We start from the raw sequence: 22,432 nt of genomic DNA, 5'->3' as shown, positions 1-22,432 counted from the left end.
TGAAATTCATGCAGCGAACTTACCAAGAAGCCTACCCAGAGCAAGATTTCTCCCATTTAGCCACAACAGTCGAGCAATACTTCTCCAACGACACCCCTGTGTGGTGGGTAGACTTTGCAGGAGAAGAACAAATCAATTCAAAATTCAAAATTCAAAATTCAAAATTAGGAGTCTCTCCCTCATCTCCCTCATCCCCCTCATCCCCCTCATCCCCCTCATCCCCCTCATCCCCCTCATCCCCCTCACTCCCTCACTCCCTCACTCCCTCATCCCCCTCATCCCCCGTCGCCTGTCTCTGGGTGGGAAATGCCATAGATCAAGTGCAGGGAACGCGCCATGCTCACATCTTTTTACTCTACGTTGTCCCAGAACACAGACAACGAGGTATCGGCACAGCTTTGATGCGATATGTAGAAAATTGGGCAAGGGCGAGAGGCGATCACCAAATTGGATTGCAAGTGTTTCAAAGCAACACAGCCGCATTAAATCTTTACAATCAGTTAGGTTATCAAACCCAGTCACTGTGGATGGTAAAATCTCTTGATAGTTCAAGGAAATAGGGGTGTAGAAAAATTTTTGAATGTTGAATTCTCAAAGAACTTGCCTTACCGCTTATCCTTATAGTTGAAAAATAAATAGTTAGAAAAATAAACTACTCTTAAGAGTTTGACTTATTGACACGGGGGGTTATATGTTAATCCCTATCAGGGATTGAAACTATGTATGACGAAGACGACCTAAGCCTACTAGATGTCGAAGCAGAGCTAGAAAGCCCTCTGGATCATATGGAACCGCTCTCTGCCCAAACAGAGACGCCAAAGCCCAATCCAGAGCAGATGCTGGCATTATTAGAACATCCTCAGCCACAGCAAAGGATGCTGGCAGCGCGTGCTTTTTGCGACATAGAAGATACAAGAGCGACTCCGCATCTAATTCGCTTGTTAACTGATACCTGTCCCTTGGTGCGCGTTAGTGCGGCATATGGTATCGGAAGAAACCCAAATCCAGATGCTGTTGAACCGTTGATTGCCCAGTTAAACCGAGATTGGAACGGGTACGTACGTAAAGGAGTCGTTTGGGCATTGGGAAACTGCCGCGATCGCCGAAGCCTCGCACCCCTAGCAGACGCTTTAAGAACCGATATTTCCGCAGTACGTTTATGGGCAGCCAGCGCCTTGGCGCAGATGGCAGACGTGGGTTACGAGACAGTTGTGGGAGCAATACCAGCCTTGATTGCAGCCTTGGTGCAAGACCCCGTAGCAGCAGTGCGAAGTAATTGTGCTTGGGCGATTGGACAACTGTGTCGCGAACTACCTTCTAACGTAGTTTACGCCACGGCTATTGATGCATTAATTCAAGCATTTGCCGAAGACCAAGATTTGGGAGTGCGGGAAGACACCAAAGCAGCCCTTCTGGGAGTCGGCGATCCCCGTGGACTTCAGTTAATTGAAACACTCGAACAAGAAGGATGGTTTTAATTGTAGTCATGAGTCATGAGTCCTTGGTAATTAGTACAAAAGCACTTCTTGACTAATGACTAATGACTAATGACTGATGACTAATGACTGATGACTAACCCGTATACTGAATCCGATAAATACGGTTATTCGCTTCCTCTGTGACTAAAAGACTACCGTCGGGTAACACAAGCAAGCCTACAGGACGCCCCCAAGTAGTTGGTGCAGCAGGGTCTAGCAGGAATCCTGTCAGGAAGTCTTCATAGTAACCTTGCGGTTGCCCATTCGTATCAAATGGTACAAAAACAACTTTGTAGCCAGTGCCGCGATCGCGGTTCCATGAACCACGAAAGGTAACAAAAGCACCATTACGATACTTTTGGGGGAACGTCTGACCGTCATAGAATTGCAATCCCAACGCGGCTGAGTGCGCTTGGAACAGCACATCTGGGGTGCGGGTACGGGCTGCTAAATCAGGGCGTTTACTTTTGTCACTCGTCTTCTGACGTGGGTCAAGGTTATTTGGTGCTAGATATGTATAAGGCCAGCCATAGAATTCCCCTTGCCGAATGCGTGTTAAATAGTCTGGTACCAGGTCATCGCCTATACCATCCCGTTCATTGACAGATGTGTAAAGTTCCTTAGTCACAGGGTGAAAGTCCAAACCGACTGGATTACGCAACCCAGATGCAAAAGTCTGTTTCTGGGAACCGTCCAAATTCATCACCTGCACCGAAGCCCGTGGGAGTGGTTCTTCATCTACGTTGGTTCCTGAACCAATGGAAACGTACAGCTTATTGCCATCAGGCGAAACAACCACATTGCGCGTCCAGTGGTTATTGTAGCCGCTAGCAGGCAGGTCAGCAATTTTTCTGCCAGTACCAGTGATTTGCTGCTGATTTTTAGCGTAAGGAAACCGCAACACCGCATCAGTGTTACCCAGGAAAAAGGAATTATCTGCAAAAGCCATCCCAAGGGGTCTATTGAGTCCGTTTGCTGGACTAGCAAAGGTGTTTTTGACATCAGCCACTCCATCACCGTTTGTATCGCGTAGCAGCCGAATACGGTTTTGCTTGGTTTCTGTCACCAGCACATCACCGTTCGGAGTTAAAGCTAACCAGCGTGGCGCATCTAAACCGTCAGCAAAAACGTTAACCACAAAGCCAGCAGGTACACTTAGAGTCGGGTTGGCTGGAATTGGCACTACATTGGGTGACTTTGAGGCACTATCAGTAGCGAAGGGTTTTGGCAAATCACCGACATTAATTCGGATAGGTGTGGGTGAAAGTGGTTGAGTACGAACGAGATTTTTTGGCTGTGTAGAATTCTGTGCTATTTGACCAGAAGCTACAGAAGATTGGGGTGTGACTTCTTCTAGGGAGGCGCGAGTCTGGTCACAGGCTGCTGCTGTGGACAGTAGCAGAAAAAGCAGCAAGCAACGCAGATGTTTCATGGTAGCAAATTCAATAATAATGCATAGTCTTTTCAAAATTAGACTGGATGCTCCAAAATTGTCGCCAGTCTAAAGTCCGATTTTTACCATTTCATATATAGCGCAATTCAATTGAATGAAGTAATTATTTATGTGTGTCCATCTGTGTCCATCTGTGTCCATCTGTGGTTCATTATTTCTTTGTGTACCTTACTCCGGGTTCTTACCGCTATTAAGATGATTTTGAACCACAGATATAGACGCCCTCCGGGCGGCTTCCCCCTAGGGTATACAGATGCACACAGATAATTCATCTGTGGTTTGATTTTGATTCTTGTTGACTTTTGCAAGAAGCATTATGAACCAAGTTGACTTTCTCCTCAAACACACGGAAGCATCACCTGCACAACTGTTTTTTCTCCTAGCTGACTCTGGATGCTAAGTTCCCCTCCGTGTAATTCAGCGATACGTTTAGCAATCATTAAACCCAAACCCAAACCTTGTTGTTCATAAAATTGGCGATCAAATTGTCGATATGCTCCCAACTCAGCAATTTGAGCGCCTGTCATTCCTCGCCCGTGGTCGGTAACTGATATGATAACTTGATTGCTCACTAAAGTACTTACAAGATGAATTGTTGTTCCTGATTCTGAAAACTTCAAGGCATTATCAATTAATTCTTCAATAATTTTATAAAGTTTTGTTTCACAAATTTGTAGACAACAATGAGTTTGGAAATTCACTTGTAAATCTGCATAACGTCCTGCTTGTTTAGCTTGTTCGGTAATTAATTTTTTCAACGCCATTGAAGGGAAAATCGTTTTTTCACTTCGCAACTGGTTAATTCGTTTTGAATCTGTTGCGATAATTTCGAGTTCTGCATAAAGTAAAAAGTTCTGAACCAATCTGTGTAAGCGTTCTCCCGACAGATGAATAAATAAAGCCATATCACGGATTTCATCCCGAGAAAGGGTATTAACTTCTTTCATTAAAAGTTCTGAAAAACCCAAAATACCATTGAGTGGTGTCCTCATTTCGTGAGGAAGGGACATAGTAATACTACTACGCAACTCGTCTAACCTTTTTTCTGACTGCTGATGAATGGTAACTTGTTTTTGTAATCGGGAGGAAATCGCAGCTAGTAGTTCTGCGCGGGTGAAAGGTTTTGTTATGTAATCATCAGCTCCCAACTCCATCCCTTGGCGCAAGTCAGTTTTGTCACTTTTAGCCGTTAAAAAAATCAACGGAATCGTCGCTGTTGTAGGTTCTTGACGTAATATATTTAAAACACCATGACCGTCTAGTTCTGGCATCATCACATCACAAATGACTAGATCGGGAATTTCCTGTTGAGCTAACTGTACGCCAATGCGACCATTTTCTGCAGCAATGACATCGAAATCCTCATAGGTTAGTAATTCCCAAAGATTCTGCCGTACACTTGTCTCATCTTCTATGACTAAAATTTTATACATATTAAAAAATTCAAAAAATTAACTATATAAATAATTTATAGTTGTGATTGAATTTACTATTATTTATCTCAAATTGGTTGGTAGTAGTGCTGAACCACAGACTACAAACCATTATTACAGCAGGTTGTATCTTTATTGTGATACATTTTTTCAACTCAAGAGCCAGAGAGCAAGCAAATTTTACTTCTAAGTTCTGAGTTCCTAGCTGCGGAATTCTAAGTTCTGCTGTATCAATCCTATACATTCAACCGTTTGTTAGCAAACAAAATATTTTCAAATTCTGCGGCGCTTAACGGACGGCTAAAGAGAAAACCTTGCATGGCATCACATTTATATCCGCGTAAAAAATCAAGTTCTTGTTCGGTTTCCACACCTTCAGCAACTGTCTGAATAGTGAGATTACGTCCCATGTCAATCAATGCCGTTGTAATGGCTGCTTTTTGGGAATCATTTGCAATATCTTGAATAAAGTAACGGTCTATTTTCAACGTATCAATCGGTAATTGCTTCAAATACATTAAAGCAGAATATCCAGCACCAAAATCATCAATAGCAATTCTGACACCGAAGGTGTGTACTTCCTTCATCGTAGAAATAGCACTATTGACATCTTGCATAATTATGTTTTCTGTTAACTCTAATTCTAAGCAATTTGGCAGCACATCGTTGACTAATAAGATTTTCATGATTTTTTCACTAAAATCAGGTTGAATCAACTGATGTGCTGATAAGTTAACAGCGACACGTAACTCGGTAAATCCTGCATTCTGCCAGAGTTTAGCTTGTTTACAAGCACTTTTTAATACCCAATCACCAATAGGGAGAATTAAACCGGTAGATTCAGCTAAAGGAATCAATTCTGTAGGAGAAACCATCCCCAATTCGGGATGCTGCCAACGTAATAAACTTTCAGCAGCGATGATTTTACCAGAACGAAGATCGACTATAGGTTGATAGTAAACGAGAAATTGTTGAAAATCTCTCCGTTCTAAAGTACGACGCAAGCACATTTCTATCATCTGTACTCTGGGAGAGATGGTCTGAGTTTCAAATTTTGTAGATACTTTTTTTGTCAAATTCGCTTGCTTGCTCAAGCGGCTTGCGATCGCACTTAATAATTCATCACGAGTAAATGGTTTCGTCAGATAGTCATCAGCACCCAACTCCATCCCTTGACGAAAATCAGCCCGAGCAGCTCTTGCTGTCAGAAAAATAAACGGAATGTTTGCTGTTACTGATTCTTCACGTAATGCTATCAGTACGCCATAACCATCAATTTCTGGCATCATCAGGTCGCATAAAATTAAATCGGGAACTTCAGAAACCGCTAATTCTAGTCCAATGCGTCCATTAGCAGCAGCAATAGTATCAAAATGTTCTGCTTCCAACAAATCCAGAATATTCTCTCGTACTGATTTTTCGTCTTCAATAACTAAAATTTTTGTCATAGTTTGCCTCTGTTTTGGTGTGACTATTTAACGGCAGAGTGACAGTAAATATTGTTCCCACTCCGACTTCACTTTTCACAGCAATTTCACCATTGTGGGTATCCACACACTTTTTGACAATTGCTAATCCTAACCCCGTGCCTTGGATATTACCGACATTCGTAGCTCGATGAAAAGACTCAAATAGGTGGGGTAAATCTTCTGGTGGAATGCCAATACCTTGGTCTTGAATTGTAAATACTGCTAGCCCATCCTTAAAGGTAAGAGAAAACCTGACAGTACTACCAGTTGGAGAATACTTAATTGCATTCGAGAGTAAATTACTAAGAATATGTTCTAGCAATTTCTCATCCATACAACACGGCATCGAATCCTCTTGACGAATAAAGTTGATTGCATGTTGATTGTTGACATTCAGTTGTAATTCTTCAACTAGATAGTGGCAGTATTTTACTAAATCGAAAGGCACAGGTATAAAACCTAGTTTTCCTGCCTCTGCCTTGCCAATCACCAATACATTGTTTAACATCTCAGTCATATGCTTGACAGCAGTTTGAATGCGATGCAGGTGCGACAGTTGTTTTTCCTCTGTCCACCTATGGCGGTAGTGTTCCAGCAACTCCGATGAGGAAAGAATAGTACTCAAAGGTGTACGGAACTCATGGCTCGTCATGGCGACAAAGCGAGATTTGAGTTCATTAAGTTCTTTTTCTTTGTGCAGCGCAGCTTTCAGTTCCTCTTCTAGTTGCTTACGTTCGGTGATATCTAACCAGTAACCGACAATTTCCAATGGATTACCAGCGTCATCCTGCACCAGCTTGACTTGATCGTACATCCACCGATAAGTACCATTTGAGTGCAAAAAGCGGTACTCGTGGCTGTGTTGTCCTTGCTGTATGAGTTTTGCGGTCACAGCAAAAACTTGATGTAAGTCTTCCGGGTGAACATGACTAGCCCAAAAGCTAGGATTTTCCATAAATTCCTCTACTTCATATCCCAGCATACTGACAACGTTTTCGCTCATAAAGGTAATGCTATGATCACCGTAAATTTTGCAACTATAAATCACACCTGGACTAGAAGAAAGTAAATATTGTAACCTCTCTTGTGATATTAATAGCGCTACCTCTGCCTGCTTGCGCTCGGTGATATCACTTTGAATACCAATATAATGAGTGAATCTGCCATCAATGTCATAAACCGGAGAAATACTTATCTCATTCAAAAACAGAGTGCCATCTTTACGATAATTACGTAAAACTACGGTACAGCTTTTTCCTTGGGTAATGGCGTCGTGTACTTCGGTTATGCCTGGTTGATTGAGATCAGCACCATGCAGAAAACTACTATTTTGCCCAATCACTTCCGCTACTGAATAACCAGTGATTTGCTCCAACGCCGGATTAGCATATATGATTGGGGAGTTTGGCATGGTGACATCAGCAATGATGATGCCATTACTGCTAGCTGCGATCGCGCGATCGCGCAGTTGTAAACTTTCTTCTGCTTGTTTGCGTTCTGTGATGTCAGTATGAATACCGACCGAGCCGATGATTTTGCCAGTAGTATCTTTAATCGCATCACCATGTAATTCGATTTGGATGATACGACCACTGCGAGTTTTCATCGTCACTTCACCGCGCCAAGATTCTCCTTTGTTAACAGTTGCAAAAATTCGTTCACACTCTGCCTGATTGGTATAAATAGCTGGTGGTCCCCCAGAGTCGCGCAATTCCTCCAACGTATACCCAAATAACTCAACAAACGCTGGATTAAGGTAAATAACGTTACGTGTCATATCAGCCATACCTATAGCATTGCTGCTGCTTTCTATGGCTTTGCGAAAGCGCAGCAGAGACTCCTCGGCTAATTTGCGCTCAGTGATGTCTGTAGAGATGCTGCAAACAGCATAAGGGATGCCATTAGCATCTTTTAGAGGAAACTTGACAGAAAGGTAAGTGTGTAGCCCATTTTCGTGGGGAACGACTTCTTCAACTTCTATCGGTTTGCTTTCTGTAATGACCTTGCAGCTATTTGCCGTGAGCTTATGGGCAATGTCGTCAGGCCAGAAATCATAGAAAGTTTTGCCTACAATCTGCTCTTTGCTAATTTTGAAATGCTTTTCATACTGGTGGTTGACTAACAGGAATTTATTTTGAGTGTCTAGTAAATGAATGAAAGCTGGGGAGTTATCCAAAATCGCCTGTAGTTGTTCCTGAGTCTCGCGCAATACTGCCTCTCTGAGCTTACGCACAGTAATGTCTCGGCCAACGCCACGATAACCCCGAAATTTACCTTCACCATCAAATATGGGAACCCCACTGGTTTCGCAAATAACTAAATGCCCATCTTTATGAGTATTTGTGTTCTCCAGACATTTGAATGGTTGTTGTGCAGCAGCAATTGGGGCAAATATATTAGCAACACGCTCGGCTTCTTGCGGTGGCATCAAGTCAAACGGAGTTTTGCCCAACACGAATTGCGACTGGTAACCCAACAGGTCGTATATTTTTGGACTCGCATAAGTGTAGACAGTGTTCTCATCTACTTCCCAAACCCAATCGCTGGTCGTTTCAACTAAATTACGGAAACGCTCTTTGCTGCGTTTAAGCGCCTCTTGTGCTTGCTTTCGCTCGGTTATATCTTCACAAGTGCCAAGAACTCCTATCACATTCCCTTCAGCATCGTGAAGTGGAATTCTACTTACCTCTAGCCAAAGTAGTGTGCCATCCTTTTGCAGGTGGGGAGCGATAACGCCATATTCTGGCGTATCGCTTTGCATCACCCGAAGGTCAGATTCACGGTAGAGATCTGCTTCCTCCTTTTGAGGGAGTAAATCATAGTCAGTCTTACCCACAATATCTTCTGGACTCTCAAGACCAGCTATTTCGGCAAAGATGCGATTGCAACCCAAAAATACAGAAGCTGTATCTTTCCAGAAAATACTTTGGGGGATGTTGTCCATGACGAGCTGCAACATTTCCTGTGATTGCCGCATTTGCTCTTGTGCATAGAGGCGATCGCTCATTTCATTAATGAGTTGCCGATTTATTTCCTTAACAGCCTTTGTTCGTTCCTCAACTCGCATTTCTAGCTCTGCGTTTGCCTGCTGGAGTTCTACCTGTGCCTGTTGCAGTGCTGCTTCTGCCTGCATACGTTCAGTAATATCTGTAGAGCAACCGATGTAACCGATAAAGCTGCCATCAGATGCAAACCTGGGAACCCCCATGTTGATCAGCCAACGATATTCTCCATCTGCATGCAAATAACGACAGACATACTGGAAACGCTGATGCTTTTTGAATGCGGATAGGTATATCTCAAAACAGCGCTGTTTATCTTCAGGATGAATTCCTTCTGCCCAACCTTCACCCAGTAACTCTTCTAAAGGTCGTCCTGTAAATTCCAGACAATATTGGTTGAGAAACGTACCCGAACCATTAGCATCATTCATCCAAATCAGGACTGGTGCTTCGTCTGCGAGTTTACGAAAGCGCTCTTCACTCTCGCGTAATGCTTCAGTTGCTCTTTTTTGCTCGGTAATGTCTTCGCTGATTCCAAAAATGCGGTAATCTCCCAATTCATTTTTTACAGGAACGGCTCGCGTCCAAACCCAGCGCTCCTCGCCGTCAGGGCGGACAATGCGATATTCTTGGCTGTAAACATGACCATTATCAAAAGTTTTGATCGCAGCTATAACGCGATCGCCCCCTTGGGGCGGCTCCAGAGGAGCATCGCGGTCTTGTGGATGGATAGCCTCTATAAAATCTTTTGGGTTTTCGTAAAGGCGATCGCGGCTACGTCCCCAAATTTCTTCGTACGCTGGATTTACATATATAACTTTGTCCTGTTTGAGGTCTCGCACAAACAAAACTTGGCGAATATTTTCTGCTGTTTGTCTGAAGAGTTCTTCACTTGAACGTAGCGCTTCTTCTGCCAGTTTGCGCTCAGTAATGTCTCTTTGTGTGCAAACAAAATGAGTGATTTTGCCTTCGCAATATGCAATTGGGGCTATGTTAACCTCAACCCAGTATGTACAACAGCCGTTTTTGTGGTAGTTAATAAATTCTGTTCTAATTGAGGAGCCATCCCTAAGCGCCGTACAAATTCTATCTATTTCTGTGCTAGAAGTTTTTTCACCATATAAAGTAGGTAGCGTTTTGCCAATAATTTCATCAGCTGACCAACCGCTCATCCGGGTAAACGCTTCGTTGACATACACTATACGCCAACCCAATGGATCATCCAGTTCCTGAGCTTCGATGATCACAACAGCGTCATTGCCATTGACAACAGCAGCCTCCAACAAGCGCCCTTGTGCCTCCGTTTGCGTTAATTCGCCTCTTGTTTCCCCTGCTTGTTGTTCGAGAGCTTGACAAATACTTTCATAAGTGCATAGTCCCACGAGTTGACTTTGCTCATCAACTAGTGGTATAAAATACAAGTTATATTCGCGTAAAAATGACAATATTGATATTACACTAGAAACCTCAGAGCATTTTAGAATCACTACTGAAGTCTCCATAACTTCAGATATTCTAGCTGTTTGTAGGTTTACGTTTGAGTACAAAAGTTGCAATGCATCATGCTCTGTGAACCATCCCACTACCTGCAAATTCTCAACTATCAACGCACAACCTGCTTGCGGTTGACGCTGACTCATCAAAGCAACTACATCTAACAATGGTGTATCAGGTGCAACACTCAGGGGAGAAAAGTCAATTGCAGAATCCAATGATGGTAGTGAGATAAATTGAGCAAAGGCGTGCATAAATGTTTGCAATAGCTAGTAGCACAAAAATGTTCTAGATCTATCAGGTAATGTCTTTAATTATTTTCCATTATTTTTACGTTTTTCCTCAGTAATTTCTTGCGTAAAATTCCTTAATTTAGTTAAAATTTATACATTTTTTTAGCCGAATGCATATTAAGAGGAAGTCAGCCCCTAAGCCCTTCGGGCACACTGCGCGTTGGCGGAGCCTGCCCGAAGGGCTTACGGGGAAGTCACGCATTCATGCATTCACGCATTCAAAAGTAAGAACCCCATAACTGAAGTTGGGGGCTTGTAACAAGGACGCCGTAGACGCTTGCGCCTACTCGATGAAATACATTTTTTCTTTTTCCATAACGGAAGTTGGGGGCTTGTACCTTTTTCTTTCTCTCTATTGAAAGCGCACTAGGGATGCAACTGTACCCGTTCTCCGTAACGCAATAACTTTTCTATCGTAGCGAGACGATTTTCCCAAACTTTGACTTGATATGGATTTTCCAGAGCTTGTAGACGCATCCACACTCTAAATTGAGACTGTAACCTTAAAAGCGACGCTCTTGCTGTTACCAACTTAGTCTGATTTGGATCAGTAGCCAGTTGATTTAAAGCATTTTCCACAACTTCTGCTTGGGAGTTAAAAGTTGAAAGCGTTGTGGAAGGTATTCGCAGCTTGTTGTTTTGCAATGCCAATTTCCACTCACTTTGTAGGGCTGTGTAACGAACAGCAGCAGTTTGAAAAGGTTTGCGGTGCGGAATCGGTTCTTTTTGTGCACGTTGAACGTTACCTTGAGTATTATTAAAGACTTTATTCAGGTCATTGGTGAAATTCTCGGCAGCAAACAAAGCGTAACCAATAACAGGCAAATCTCTCAGCAGTTGAATTTGATCAAATGCTCCGACTGTCTGCAAAGAAAGCAGGCGAATTCCTGGTACCAACAGCGAAGAACCCAGTTGTGTAGAAGATGTTATCCAAGGTTGTGCCAGTCGCTCAAAGCGCGGGGTATCCTGAGCATAAGTCATGGGGACAATTAAATCGACATCGCCACGCCTTGCCCAAACCTCCCAGTGTTGCTGCAGTTTCTGAATGCGTTCTTGTTCTGGAAGGGGAAAAACAGCAGCCGATAAAATCAAATTAGGTCGCTTTTTTCGCAGTTGCTGTGACACTTGAGCAACAAAGTTATCAATTTGTGAGGTACGAAATTCTGTCCACTTTTGCCACAGCTGTCGTTCTCTTGGAGAAATCCTGGCTGGATCTACACCAGCGATTTGCTGAAACTGCTCTCTAGCCGCCTTGCCATAACCATAAATCCGGTTAGCGGCTGGGTCTTGAAAGGGATAGCGAATATAATCTAGTTGTAGACCATCCACGTCATAGCGGCTGACAATTTCCTCATACAAACTCAGCAAGTACTGCCGCACTTGCGGATTTGCTGGGTCAAAAAATGGCTTGCTTTGTCCAGAAGGAACCATTTGACCGCGATTATCGTATCCTGCCCAATCAGGATTAGCAGCAAGCACTGGTCCTGGGTAGTTAGGATCTATGTTGAGGAGTTCATTGTGTTTTCGATTGCCAGCAGCAAAAGCCCAAACCCAAGCGTGTAATTCTATACCCCGCTCGTGAGCCAACTTGACTCCAGATGCCAATGGATCCCAACCGCGAACTAAAGGGTTTGGCTGCGGCGCAATTTTGCTCGGATAAATCGTGTAGCCAGCATTTACCGTTTCAAAAAATATAGTGTTAATTCCGGCTTGCGCTATGCGATCAAAAATCAGAGCGAGTCCCTCCTCGTTTCTCGCACGGATAATTGTTCCCCGGTCGAGCCATATCGCCCTAATTTCTGGTTGCGCCAGCCTGCGATTCAAAGGAAATTGGTTCCACAAATTTGCTTTTGCTACCAACCATTGCTGACGAGCCTGAGCGTAATTTTTCTGTGCAATCAATTGGGGCAAGTTTTTCGCAACTTCGCGAGCAGCATCTAAAGCTTGCTCTACGTTCACAACTGCTCCTCCAGGTCTTGTTGAGGCAACTTGCGCTTGTTGCGTCTTTGCTAATTGGGCGTTGTCGTCATTTTCAGAAAGAGCTCGTGCTGCTAAATGAGCACTCTCGACTCTACCAATAAGTTTTTCTAGCTCGTACTGCAGGGTGAGCGTTTCAGTTTGGCTAATTGGTGCTTGCGAGTTAGGGACAACATCAAACCGCACCGCTGTTTCAAGTTGGTCAATAGCCTCATCTGATTTTGGAGGCGTGACACTAGGAATAGGTCTGGGTAGAGGAGCTGTGGCAATCTTGGGAGGAGGGGATGAGGGGGATGAGGGAGATGAGGGGGATGAGGGAGATGAGGGAGATGAGGGAGGGAGGGAGGGACGGAGTGAGGGAGTGCGGGAACTAGGGGTAGATGGGGAAGTGGCGGAAGTCTTTTCTCCCCCTGCTCGCCTGCTCTGTTGCTCTGCTGCTCTGCTGCTCTGCTGCTCCCTGCTCCCTGCTTGTCCTTTCGCCGGAGTTGCTGGTGCTTTAGCCACAGCCACGGTGGTGGAGCAGGTTTGAGAACCTCCTGCTACTTTAGTTGGGGCAGTTGTAGGCTTTTTTACATATCGGTTGATGGTGGTTTGTAACCAAGCAGTATCTAACTGAGCCGATGAAGCCGCATCTACACCCCAGCGCCAGCCAAAAAAGGTGGAACGCTCATTAGCTACCACTGCTGCTGGATTATCTTTGGAACCCCAAACAGCAGCAGCTTGAGTTGTGAAGTTATCAGGAATCACGACGCCACCGCGTACCTGACCAAAGAGTCCGTTTTGATTTGCCCATTCTAGGAATTTTGCTTTTGGTGATGGTTGTAGCTTTTGTGGACTATCAAGGCTGAATCCCCAATAGCCGCCTAGAAGAGTTCGCAGTAGCTGTCGCACTCCTGGGGCTGACAAACTCCCGACAGGACCGCTGGCAATTATGCGCCCTCCCTTGCTCATCCACTCTTCGAGGGCAATGGCTTGTGGGGGCGATAATAACTCGATATTTGGCAAAAATAAAACCACGCGATCGCCCCAATCTGCTGCATCCTTCACACTTGCAAGAGGAATCACGCAATACTTCACCCCAGCCGCCTGTAAGCGGTTTGTGATCCCCGTCCACTGATTTGCATTTTCTTCGCTATGGACTATGCTCAATACCGGTTCTGAAGTTGCCGCGCTGGCTGGCAAAACGTTTAATAGATTAAATATTAAAAAATTAAAATTTAGAATTAATATTCCTGCTTTTTTAATTTTCAATTTTATCTTTTTACTTCGTCTTTTCTGATTTCTCACTCTTCACCCTCACCTTGAAAAATTCAAAATTCGCTCATTCAAAGTTCAAAGATGAATTTTGACATGAAATTATAAAAGATTAACTTTTGTCGCCGTTCATTGGTTGAATGCACCTTTGAATGAATTCTTCAACTCCTGCTACTGGAAATATTTTTGTATCCAGCTTACAAGCCACATCCTCAACACTTATATCATCTAAAAATACCAATTCACCATGTTTGAGCATGACACTTGGCAGCAAAATTCCATCTCCCAAATCTTGCCCCTGTAACTTCAAAAGCAAATCATGACCAGTTAGCAAGCCAGTAACGGTAATATTTTGTCCCCAGTAATCACTTGACAAAGCACACATTTTGATATCTAAACCCTCAACAGAATTCAATTGCTTCAAAATAGGTTGAAACGCTTGTTCTACTGCATTACCAACTATCCAAGTCAATTTTCTCGGCTGAACTTTTGGCGGTAGCAACTTGTTTGCTGTTTCGGCAAACTGCTTAAGAAACAAACGAATAGAACCGACACCGTTATCTATTTGAGGATAATCTTTGTATTCTGCTTCGGTTGGTAATTCCTCTCCAGCAATCAAAAACCACTCATCAGCTAGCCAAACACAGCTTTGTCGTTGTTTCTTTTGAAATTCCTGCTGTAGCGATCGCACCTGGGAAATGACTTCTCGTGCTTTTTCTCTGGTGACAGGTGTGAGTTCATCTTCTTGGGGACGAAACCGCGTTAAACCCACTGGTACCACTGCCACAGAGGCAACAGCTGGCACTTCTCCAGTATGAAAAGACGCTAAATCTCTTAATGTCTGTTCCAGATGGATACCATCATTGATACCAGGACAAAGCACGACTTGTGCGTGAATTTGCAGTCTTCTTTTTTGGAACCACTTGATTTGCTGCAAAATTTGTCCTGCACGGGGATTTTTCAGCAGTCTAATTCTAACATCGGGTTCCGTCGCATGAACCGACACATACAAAGGAGATAGCCGCATATTTTCAATTCGCTGCCATTCTCGTTCTGTTAAATTAGTGAGAGTTAAGTAAGACCCATACAAAAAGCTCAGGCGATAATCATCGTCCTTTAGGTACAAACTTGAGCGCTTACCTGGTGGTTGCTGATCAATAAAGCAAAACGGACAACGGTTATTACACTGAATCAAACCATCAAATAGAGCTGTTTCAAACTCTAGCCCTAAGTCGTCGTCATAGTCTTTTTCAATTTCAAGATGATGGGTTTTGCCAGCAGTGTCTAAAACTTCTAGTTCTAGTACCTCATCAGCACACAAAAACTGATAATCTATTAAATCGCGAGGTTGTGTACCGTTGATGCTGATGATCGCATCTCCCACTTCAAATCCAATTTCTGCGGCGATGGACTCTGGTAGGACTTTTGTAATTCGGGCAGGATGAATGGTAGTCATAAGTTGTGAGTTATAATATACGGGCTATTATTTATTAGTTAATATGCGATAATTAATCGTCTGGGAAGTTGTAGAGTCAAACGAGTGATACTCTACAAGCTTATAATTTCTCGCTACTGATTTTAACTTACCTGGAATCAAAGTAATATTTATAATTTATCCAAGAGTCGATAATAGACTTTAATTGATTTAATAAAGAATAAAAATCAGTGTATTAACTTTAATTTTGCATAAAATGAAATCTCTCTATGATTGTCAACTTTAAAGTCGTAACAGCAGCGTAGAGTTCGAGTGCGGAAAATAATCTCAAGCAACCGTGTACTGGTGGTAACTTTATTACTGAGTATCGCACTACTTTTTATGATAGGGATTTCCCTGTCATTCGGAGCAGTGGCGATGACTCCAGCCCAATTATGGCAAGCAATCCTGCGTAAAGGAGACACACTCACTCAAACGATTATCTGGGATTTACGACTACCGCGTACCCTAGCCGCAATGCTAGTCGGTGCAGCCTTAGGAATGTCTGGTGCACTGCTTCAGGGAATGCTACGAAACGGACTGGCAGATCCGTTCTTACTCGGTATTTCTGCTGGTGCAGGTTTGGTAGTTGTGCCAATAATCACCCTTGGAGTATTGCAGAGTTGGGTTCCTTTGGCTGCTTGGATTGGCAGCTTACTAACAACAATTTTCGTTTATTTTCTGGCTCGCAGTGGTGATGGTATTTCCATTGAACGGTTAATTTTGGGTGGAGTCGCCGTTAGCTCATTATTTGGGGCGATTCAATCGGTATTGTTGCTGCTGGCAGACGATGGACGGGTGCAAGCAGCGTTAAATTGGTTAATTGGTAGTTTGAATGGAAGAGGATGGAATCTGGTGGCGATCGCCGGACCTTATATTTGTTTATCCTTACTGTTGGGCTGTCTGTTGGGGCGTAGTGTTAATTTGCTCAATTTAGGTGATGACTTGGCAGTTGGGTTAGGAGTTTCTTTAGTGCGATCGCGCATTTTTATTGGCGCTATTGCCACACTATTAGCCGCAGGTGCTGTGAGTGTTGCGGGATTGATTGGCTTTGTCGGCTTAATCGTTCCCCATGGTATCCGCTTGTTTGTTGGCACAGATTATCGCGTTGTTTTGCCATTGAGTGCTGTTGGCGGTGCTTTCGTCCTCACAGGCGCTGATTTGCTCTCTCGCTTAGGCGCTGTGGAGTTACCAGTTGGTGCTGTCACCGCACTGTTTGGATCACCTCTGTTTATCTGGTTGCTGTATCAACGCAAAGGAAATTTTAATTAGTCATTGTAGAGACGCGCCATGGCGCGTCTCTACATCTCATTGGGAGGCAGTGCGGTGGACGGGTTCCCCGGCATAAAGGAGCCAGCCGCGTGGGCGGCTCTGCCGACTTGAGCGGACTGGCGTCACCTGCCGTTCATTAGTAAGGGTTTTAGAGGCTTTTACATTTCTTAACATAGTTCGGTTTCTTTCTACCTATCTACTTAGATCTGATTTATAAACTTAACAATTGATGTTTTTGGGACAGGTTATGTATATTCAAAGTAGATACATATGAAAGTAACATTTGAACGTGTCATTTTTCAGGCAACATCATTAAGGAATTTATGACCACCATCATTACGAAGTGGGGAAACAGCTTAGCGGTTCGTATTCCTAGAGCATTGGCAGAACAGGTACAAATTCAAGAAGGAAGCGATGTGAGTTTGAGCATTTCGGGTGACAGCATTGTCATCACACCAAGAAAGCGGAAAAAATATACGCTTGATGAATTACTCGAAGGTATGACACCAGATAAATTCCATTCTGAAGTTGATACTGGAATCGCTATGGGGAATGAAATTTGGTGAGTAGTTCATACATTCCAGACAGAGGTGACATTGTTAAGTTGGAATTTGGATTAGTGGAAATTACGGCTGATTTGGTGAAACAGGCATTCGAGTTAAGATCAGGTATGTCGTTTGAAGAAATCGCCAAAACACTAAATACTGAAATAGTTGTGTTCTAGGGTTTTTTAAATTAAAATAATCGAAAGAGTCTTATTTTGCTCTACTCTATTTCCTGAAAAAAAATTTGCTCTCGCTCCGCTGACACAGAGAAAAGAAAAAAGAGTAAAGGGTAAAAGGGCAAAACTATAAAGGGCTACTAAGACCTCCCGAACACGCAGACAACACGAAAACCAATATAGTTGACGATGTTGTCGCGCTCCGCCCTATGGCCGCAGCCGCGAGACGCGGAACGGCAGCTTACAGGAAGGAAGTCCCAGGAACCGCCCCGCAGCAGTGTACGATTATCATTATCATTTATCCATGCACTGCCATCTTTGGGTGCCCCTTGATAGTTCTCATGCCAAGTATCAGCACACCATTCCGAGACATTGCCATGCATATCGTATAATCCAAAGGCATTAGGTGGAAAGCTTCCTACTGGGATGGTTTGTTGTCGATACTCTCCCGTGGGAGCATTTCCGTAAGTGGAGTTACCGCGATAATTTGCTAAATCAGTCGTTATCGTCTCACCAAAGTAAAAGGGTGTCGTTGTACCTGCACGACAAGCATATTCCCACTCCGCTTCGCTGGGTAACCGATAATCCCTTCCCGCTGTGAAATTTATTCTAAAATTAAGTCTAGCACAGAATTCCAATGCATCATACCAAGAAATTTGCTCTACTGGTCGGTCATCTCCTTTAAAGTGAGATGGATTTGGGTCTAGTTCTTTGTTGACTTGAGGTAAAGCTGCTACGGCTCTCCATTGCGCTTGAGTGACGGGATATCTACCCATGAAGAAGGGTTGAACAGTGACTTCATGCTGAGGTTTTTCCCTATCATTTCCTTCCCCTTCTGGCGAACCCATTATAAATTTGCCACCAGGAATTGCGACCATTTCTAAGGTGATACTATTTCCTAAGTCTTCGGTGAAGTATTGAGCTTGTTTGGTTTCTCGTTTGATAATTTCACCGCCACGGTTGACAGTGACGACATTAAATTCAAAAACTTCAAAATATTGTCCTTCTAATTCCTCGGCAAAACGCGCATACTCTCCTCCCAATTGTCGTAAAACTTGAGCCTTGAGCTGTGCAAAGGGACGAATCTTTGTTTTTAAGGAATCTTCCCCCTGAGACACAGGTGTAAGCAAACGCGCTTCAAATTCCCGTACTGATAAACCGAGTCGTTTAGCGACAAACTCAGATACGTTATCAATGACTGAAATTGTTTTACTAACTGGTACAGACTCTAGCAGTAATTCTCTTACCCCTTCAACAAACTCATACTCAATATAATCAGCGTCTGTATCTTGGCGAATAGATGTTAGAGGTTTGAGCAATCCACTCATAAACACCTCCGCCACATGAATTTGTGATGATTGCGAGAGCAGGGTTTGCTGAATTAGTTGCACGACTGGTAAACTAACGGGTGCAGCTGCCATTAATCCAGCTAACCGACGAGCAAGGGGAGAAGCTGTGGCGCGAAATCGACTAACTAACGCTTGTGGAGTCAGGTTGAGTTCTTTGTGTTCTGTTAATTGTTGAGTGTCCCTGTGTTCAACCACATTTACAGAGGAAAATTTAAACCCTGCTGTTTTTACATTCCCTAAACCTGCTAAAACCTGTGACCATTTTAGTAAAGGTTCAGGTTCTAGAGTGACAATGGGAACAGGGATAGAATTTTGAATTTTGTTTGCGTCTTCTTGGATAGCATTCTCAATTTCATCAGTTGTATCTTTATCCCAAGTTTCTACAATCAGATGAGAATTGAAAACTCCAGGGTTAAGAGAACGCAGTAGAACAGGTATTTCTGAAGCTAAAGGTGTTCGTTCCCAAAGCCGTTCAGGGAGTAATTGCAGAATAGTCATTAAACTCTTACGTCCCCACAGCTCTAATACTGGATGAATAAACTTCCTTCGCCAAGCGGGAGAAATACAATCACTCACCAGTAAAATTAAACGCTGTCCCTTGGGGTCAATCAATACCTCAGGAGTATACGGAGTTGAACTATCAGCACCTGTACTATTTTGAGGGAATAATTGTACCTTTGTTTCAGTAACCTTTAATTCCCAAGTTCGCACATCCCGAAACGCACCGTGATGTTTTAACAGCCGTTGGAGTTCGGTGATAGTCTGTTTCCAGACAGCGGTGGAACTGCTTTGTTCAACTACCAACCCTAACTCTAACCATCTTTCTGGCGCAGGTTTTAGAACTGGTACCCAAATTTTTTCTTGTGCAATGCGGCAAACGGTTGCTTCTTCATCCAGTATATTTTCTGTAGGAGATGGAACTTTCCGCATTAAAGGACGAAGTGCACGTCCTAAAGCTAGAACATTTCTCAGTGCTACAGCCGCAGGTACTTTGATAGGAATTGCTTCCCGATTTTCTGGAGACTTTGCGGAACTTTGCACAGAAGAGGGAAGATAGACTTCAGCACGAGGTTCTGTGACTTGAGTTCGGGTTCGGGGTTGATTAGTTTTGGGTGGCTTTGGTTTTGATACTGTTGATTGTTGCGATTGCTGTTGCGATTGCTCAGACTCTTCTATATGAACCGCCAACCAGATAATTTCTGCTAACTCGCGGGCGGTTAGGTCGAAGCCTGCTTGTTGTAGAATGGCGATCGCCCGCTCAATCATATCCCCTCTGTACTGCTCAAGTATTGCAGCAACCGTTCGATGAACTTTTCTTTTTTCTGTTCTTTTTCTCCATCAACAACAGAATCAAGCATCGGAGAATCAGGCAAATGAGCCGTACGGGTTAACATATAAATGGCATTGAGTAATTGGTCTGTTGCCAAGTCTCCCTTATCCCGTCGGTTGACAAATTTCTCAATAATTTTGTCTGCTTGTCCAATAATATCTCCTAAATGCGCTTTGACAATCGCTTCTAACTCCTCACGAGTCGGTTCTCGTAAATCTAATCTCAAGCAGCGCCGCAAGAAAGCGGGTGGAAATTCTCTTTCGCCGTTACTTGTGAGGACAACAAACGGAAACGCCTGACACTGCACCTTTCCTTTAACGATGGTTGTCGTTTGGTTATCATAAGTTTGTACAACAATTTCAGAAATTTTATCTGCTATCCTTGCTAGTTCGGGAATCTCATATTCCCCTTCTTCAAAGATATTTAATAAATCATTGGGTAAATCAATATCGCTTTTATCCATTTCGTCAATTAATAACACCTTGGGATTTTTTGAAGGAAGTAACGCCGTTCCCAAGGAACCCAATTGAATATACTTGCCAATCTCAGCTAAATTTTTCTTATTATCTTTGTCACTATTATTCTTATCACTATCTTTATTATCCTGACTCATTTGAGCATCTTGTAACCTACCAATGGCATCATAACGATAAAGTCCTTGCTGTAAAGTCGAGCGAGTCGTAATGTTCCAACGCAAAACTTCTCCCAGTTGTAATTCTTTAGCCACCGCATAAGCTAAAGAAGTTTTGCCTGTCCCCGGTTTTCCTGTCACCAATAAAGGACGACGCAAATATAAAGCTGCATTGACTAGCTCTATTTCCTCACCCCTCGCCTGATAAGTGATACCTCGTTCTTCTTTGTCAAATCTGCGCCAGTTAGGAGGCTCAGGTAGGCGCTCAATTCCATTGTGGGGTTTTTCAGGAGTTCCTTGAAAGATTTTCCAAGATGTCATGATGGTGTTGTATATTTAATCTGAGGTGGCAATATATGAGGATTTTCCCATAGCAAGGAGAGATGATGTCCGATGCGCTGCTCAGAATCATAAGGAAAATCATCTGAACGCTTGCGTTTGACTCGCTCTGGTAATTCTGTTATTGAACATGTCAGGAGTTCATCAAGTTGAACTTGATGATGTGAGTTTTGTAATTCCTGTCTTATCCATAACGCAACTGGAATTGCCGTTTGATTCATCACTTGAAAAAATTCCTTCGACGGCGGTTTCAACAGTTTTAAAGCAATAGCACTTTCTTGATTTAATCTAGAAAATAGTTCTTGCCAAGAATGACAGTCACCAGAAGTACAACACTCAGAGCAGGCGTTCTCAGTTAGCTCCTTTAAAATCTTCCACTTCTGTACCCAAACATTTCTATAACGATATTCCTTTAGTAGGCGATAACTAGAACGAACAATAACTTTATATAAACTGCCTATAGGAATTGCTAGTTCTTTTTGAATTCTCCAAGTATCAATAGGTTCGTTTAAGAGTTCATAGGGTAAGAAAATCTCAATCGTTGGTTGGCTAGAGAAGTCAGTTAGGTATGGAGTTATTTTGTCAAGATAGTCTTCTAGTAAAGAAGGGATTTGTTCTAGAGTAAATGTTTCTTGCTCCTGTTCTTCGATTTCTAAAAATTTATAACCTTCTCCTGTCAGATGATTGAATTTCTCATTTGCTCCATCAGGGATAAACCAAGCCGAAACAAAATAACGCTTTTTTTGTTGTTTACTTGAGTCTAGGTAAATAATCAGGTGATTTGGTATAGTTTCTTGTTCTTTGCTTGTTTTTTTCTCATCTTTCCGAAGAAGCAACTCAGAAAAATTCTCAAAACTCTGTTCGCCCCATTCCTTTAATTTATTAAATTCCTCAGGATGTAGCTTATTTTCTACATCTACTAAGAAACGAGCCACAAACTGCTCAGTACGGCTGTAAAGATTACTCCCTTGAGGCATATCCTCAAGATTATCTAAAATTTCTTCCAGATCATGAGCAGTATCAGTATTTTGATTGATATGCCAATCCTTAGGACAACAGGCTAGATAAGACTGCTTCATTTTTTCAAGATATTTTTCCTCGAAAGGAGCAAGTTTTTTAAAAGCATCAATTGTAATAGATAATTTCTGCAAGCAGTAATTACCAGAATTTCCCTTACGCGCACCATTAATTAATTCTTGGATATTACCTCGAATCTCAAAATTGGTTATTAATCTAGAGAGAACAATATCATAATCTGAATCTTGAGGAACTTCTGACTCATCTATATCAATTTCTTCACGTAGCATTATAATCAATCTGTCTCGCCTAGGGTAAGCAGATTTTAGTGCCTTTCTTATTTTTTTTATCTCATATCCAGACAAGCACATGAGTGACTACTCCATACCTACCAAAATGAAAATTCACAGTTGTTAACTCCATTCAAGTATCTACACCCTGGTTTT

At 42.9% G+C, this 22,432-nt stretch carries 14 protein-coding genes; 5 read left to right on the top strand and 9 right to left on the bottom strand.

The window, feature by feature from the left end; all coding sequences use genetic code 11:
• Positions 1-8 precede the first annotated feature (8 nt).
• Both ACM0OZ_RS03320 and ACM0OZ_RS03315 read left to right on the top strand, forming a co-directional pair.
• Positions 9-560, top strand: coding sequence for a GNAT family N-acetyltransferase (locus tag ACM0OZ_RS03320; protein WP_414581461.1), 552 nt, complete (start codon positions 9-11; stop codon positions 558-560).
• A gap of 159 nt (positions 561-719) precedes the next feature.
• Positions 720-1,478 carry a HEAT repeat domain-containing protein gene (locus tag ACM0OZ_RS03315; protein WP_414581398.1) on the top strand — a complete coding sequence of 253 codons (759 nt, stop codon included), beginning with the start codon at positions 720-722 and terminating at the stop codon, positions 1,476-1,478.
• 94 nt (positions 1,479-1,572) lie between these two features.
• On the opposite strand, the gene ACM0OZ_RS03310 is transcribed toward ACM0OZ_RS03315, so the two are convergent.
• From ACM0OZ_RS03310 to ACM0OZ_RS03285, 6 genes are all read right to left on the bottom strand, one after another.
• A complete protein-coding gene (locus ACM0OZ_RS03310; protein ID WP_414581397.1) occupies positions 1,573-2,910 on the bottom strand; it encodes a PQQ-dependent sugar dehydrogenase in 1,338 nt (445 codons plus the stop codon).
• Between the two features lie 359 nt (positions 2,911-3,269).
• The gene (locus tag ACM0OZ_RS03305) at positions 3,270-4,364 is read right to left on the bottom strand and encodes a response regulator (RefSeq protein WP_414581396.1); all 1,095 of its coding nucleotides are present in this window, start codon (positions 4,362-4,364) and stop codon (positions 3,270-3,272) included.
• Between the two features lie 236 nt (positions 4,365-4,600).
• Positions 4,601-5,812 (bottom strand): EAL domain-containing protein, encoded by a 1,212-nt coding sequence (locus ACM0OZ_RS03300; RefSeq protein WP_414581395.1) that lies wholly within the window; start codon positions 5,810-5,812, stop codon positions 4,601-4,603.
• Positions 5,790-10,583: a PAS domain S-box protein gene (locus ACM0OZ_RS03295; protein WP_414581394.1), complete on the bottom strand. Its 4,794-nt coding sequence runs from the start codon at positions 10,581-10,583 to the stop codon at positions 5,790-5,792. The genes ACM0OZ_RS03300 and ACM0OZ_RS03295 overlap by 23 nt, the downstream gene beginning before the upstream one ends.
• A 405-nt stretch (positions 10,584-10,988) precedes the next feature.
• Positions 10,989-13,886: a glycoside hydrolase family 10 protein gene (locus ACM0OZ_RS03290; RefSeq protein WP_414581393.1), complete on the bottom strand. Its 2,898-nt coding sequence runs from the start codon at positions 13,884-13,886 to the stop codon at positions 10,989-10,991.
• 79 nt (positions 13,887-13,965) lie between these two features.
• Entirely contained in the window at positions 13,966-15,309 is a 1,344-nt protein-coding gene (locus tag ACM0OZ_RS03285) for a TIGR03279 family radical SAM protein (protein WP_414581392.1), read from the bottom strand.
• 291 nt (positions 15,310-15,600) lie between these two features.
• On the opposite strand from ACM0OZ_RS03285, the gene ACM0OZ_RS03280 reads away from it, so the two are divergent.
• From ACM0OZ_RS03280 to ACM0OZ_RS03270, 3 genes are all read left to right on the top strand, one after another.
• Positions 15,601-16,599 carry a FecCD family ABC transporter permease gene (locus ACM0OZ_RS03280; protein WP_041035394.1) on the top strand — a complete coding sequence of 333 codons (999 nt, stop codon included), beginning with the start codon at positions 15,601-15,603 and terminating at the stop codon, positions 16,597-16,599.
• A 323-nt stretch (positions 16,600-16,922) separates the two neighbouring features.
• A complete protein-coding gene (locus ACM0OZ_RS03275; RefSeq protein WP_414581391.1) occupies positions 16,923-17,165 on the top strand; it encodes an AbrB/MazE/SpoVT family DNA-binding domain-containing protein in 243 nt (80 codons plus the stop codon).
• Positions 17,162-17,323: a hypothetical protein gene (locus tag ACM0OZ_RS03270; RefSeq protein WP_414581390.1), complete on the top strand. Its 162-nt coding sequence runs from the start codon at positions 17,162-17,164 to the stop codon at positions 17,321-17,323. The genes ACM0OZ_RS03275 and ACM0OZ_RS03270 overlap by 4 nt, the downstream gene beginning before the upstream one ends.
• Positions 17,324-17,460: 137 nt before the next feature.
• Here ACM0OZ_RS03270 and ACM0OZ_RS03265 read toward each other — a convergent pair whose 3' ends face one another.
• From ACM0OZ_RS03265 to ACM0OZ_RS03255, 3 genes are read right to left on the bottom strand one after another with little or no spacing between them, the layout of a single operon-like run.
• Positions 17,461-19,935, bottom strand: a complete 2,475-nt coding sequence (locus ACM0OZ_RS03265; protein WP_414581389.1) for an SAV_2336 N-terminal domain-related protein — start codon at positions 19,933-19,935, stop codon at positions 17,461-17,463.
• A complete protein-coding gene (locus ACM0OZ_RS03260; protein WP_414581388.1) occupies positions 19,932-20,951 on the bottom strand; it encodes an AAA family ATPase in 1,020 nt (339 codons plus the stop codon). The genes ACM0OZ_RS03265 and ACM0OZ_RS03260 overlap by 4 nt, the downstream gene beginning before the upstream one ends.
• A complete protein-coding gene (locus ACM0OZ_RS03255; RefSeq protein ID WP_414581387.1) occupies positions 20,948-22,357 on the bottom strand; it encodes an effector-associated domain EAD1-containing protein in 1,410 nt (469 codons plus the stop codon). Before ACM0OZ_RS03255 ends, ACM0OZ_RS03260 begins: the two co-directional genes overlap by 4 nt.
• Positions 22,358-22,432 lie beyond the last annotated feature (75 nt).

Origin of the sequence: Scytonema sp. PCC 10023, assembly GCF_963920835.1 — a bacterium.
In the GTDB taxonomy this organism is placed as follows: Bacteria; Cyanobacteriota; Cyanobacteriia; order Cyanobacteriales; family Nostocaceae; genus Kalymmatonema.
Note: the sequence above shows the minus strand (reverse complement) of the source record. Positions and strands in the feature narration are given on the sequence as shown.

Coding starts and splice junctions, on each gene's coding strand:
- ACM0OZ_RS03320 (WP_414581461.1), top strand. CDS start 9: ATGCAGCGAACTTACCAAGAAGCCTACCCAGAGCAAGATTTCTCCCAT.
- ACM0OZ_RS03315 (WP_414581398.1), top strand. CDS start 720: ATGTATGACGAAGACGACCTAAGCCTACTAGATGTCGAAGCAGAGCTA.
- ACM0OZ_RS03310 (WP_414581397.1), bottom strand. CDS start 2,910: ATGAAACATCTGCGTTGCTTGCTGCTTTTTCTGCTACTGTCCACAGCA.
- ACM0OZ_RS03305 (WP_414581396.1), bottom strand. CDS start 4,364: ATGTATAAAATTTTAGTCATAGAAGATGAGACAAGTGTACGGCAGAAT.
- ACM0OZ_RS03300 (WP_414581395.1), bottom strand. CDS start 5,812: ATGACAAAAATTTTAGTTATTGAAGACGAAAAATCAGTACGAGAGAAT.
- ACM0OZ_RS03295 (WP_414581394.1), bottom strand. CDS start 10,583: ATGCACGCCTTTGCTCAATTTATCTCACTACCATCATTGGATTCTGCA.
- ACM0OZ_RS03285 (WP_414581392.1), bottom strand. CDS start 15,309: ATGACTACCATTCATCCTGCCCGAATTACAAAAGTCCTACCAGAGTCC.
- ACM0OZ_RS03275 (WP_414581391.1), top strand. CDS start 16,923: ATGACCACCATCATTACGAAGTGGGGAAACAGCTTAGCGGTTCGTATT.
- ACM0OZ_RS03265 (WP_414581389.1), bottom strand. CDS start 19,935: ATGATTGAGCGGGCGATCGCCATTCTACAACAAGCAGGCTTCGACCTA.
- ACM0OZ_RS03260 (WP_414581388.1), bottom strand. CDS start 20,951: ATGACATCTTGGAAAATCTTTCAAGGAACTCCTGAAAAACCCCACAAT.
- ACM0OZ_RS03255 (WP_414581387.1), bottom strand. CDS start 22,357: ATGTGCTTGTCTGGATATGAGATAAAAAAAATAAGAAAGGCACTAAAA.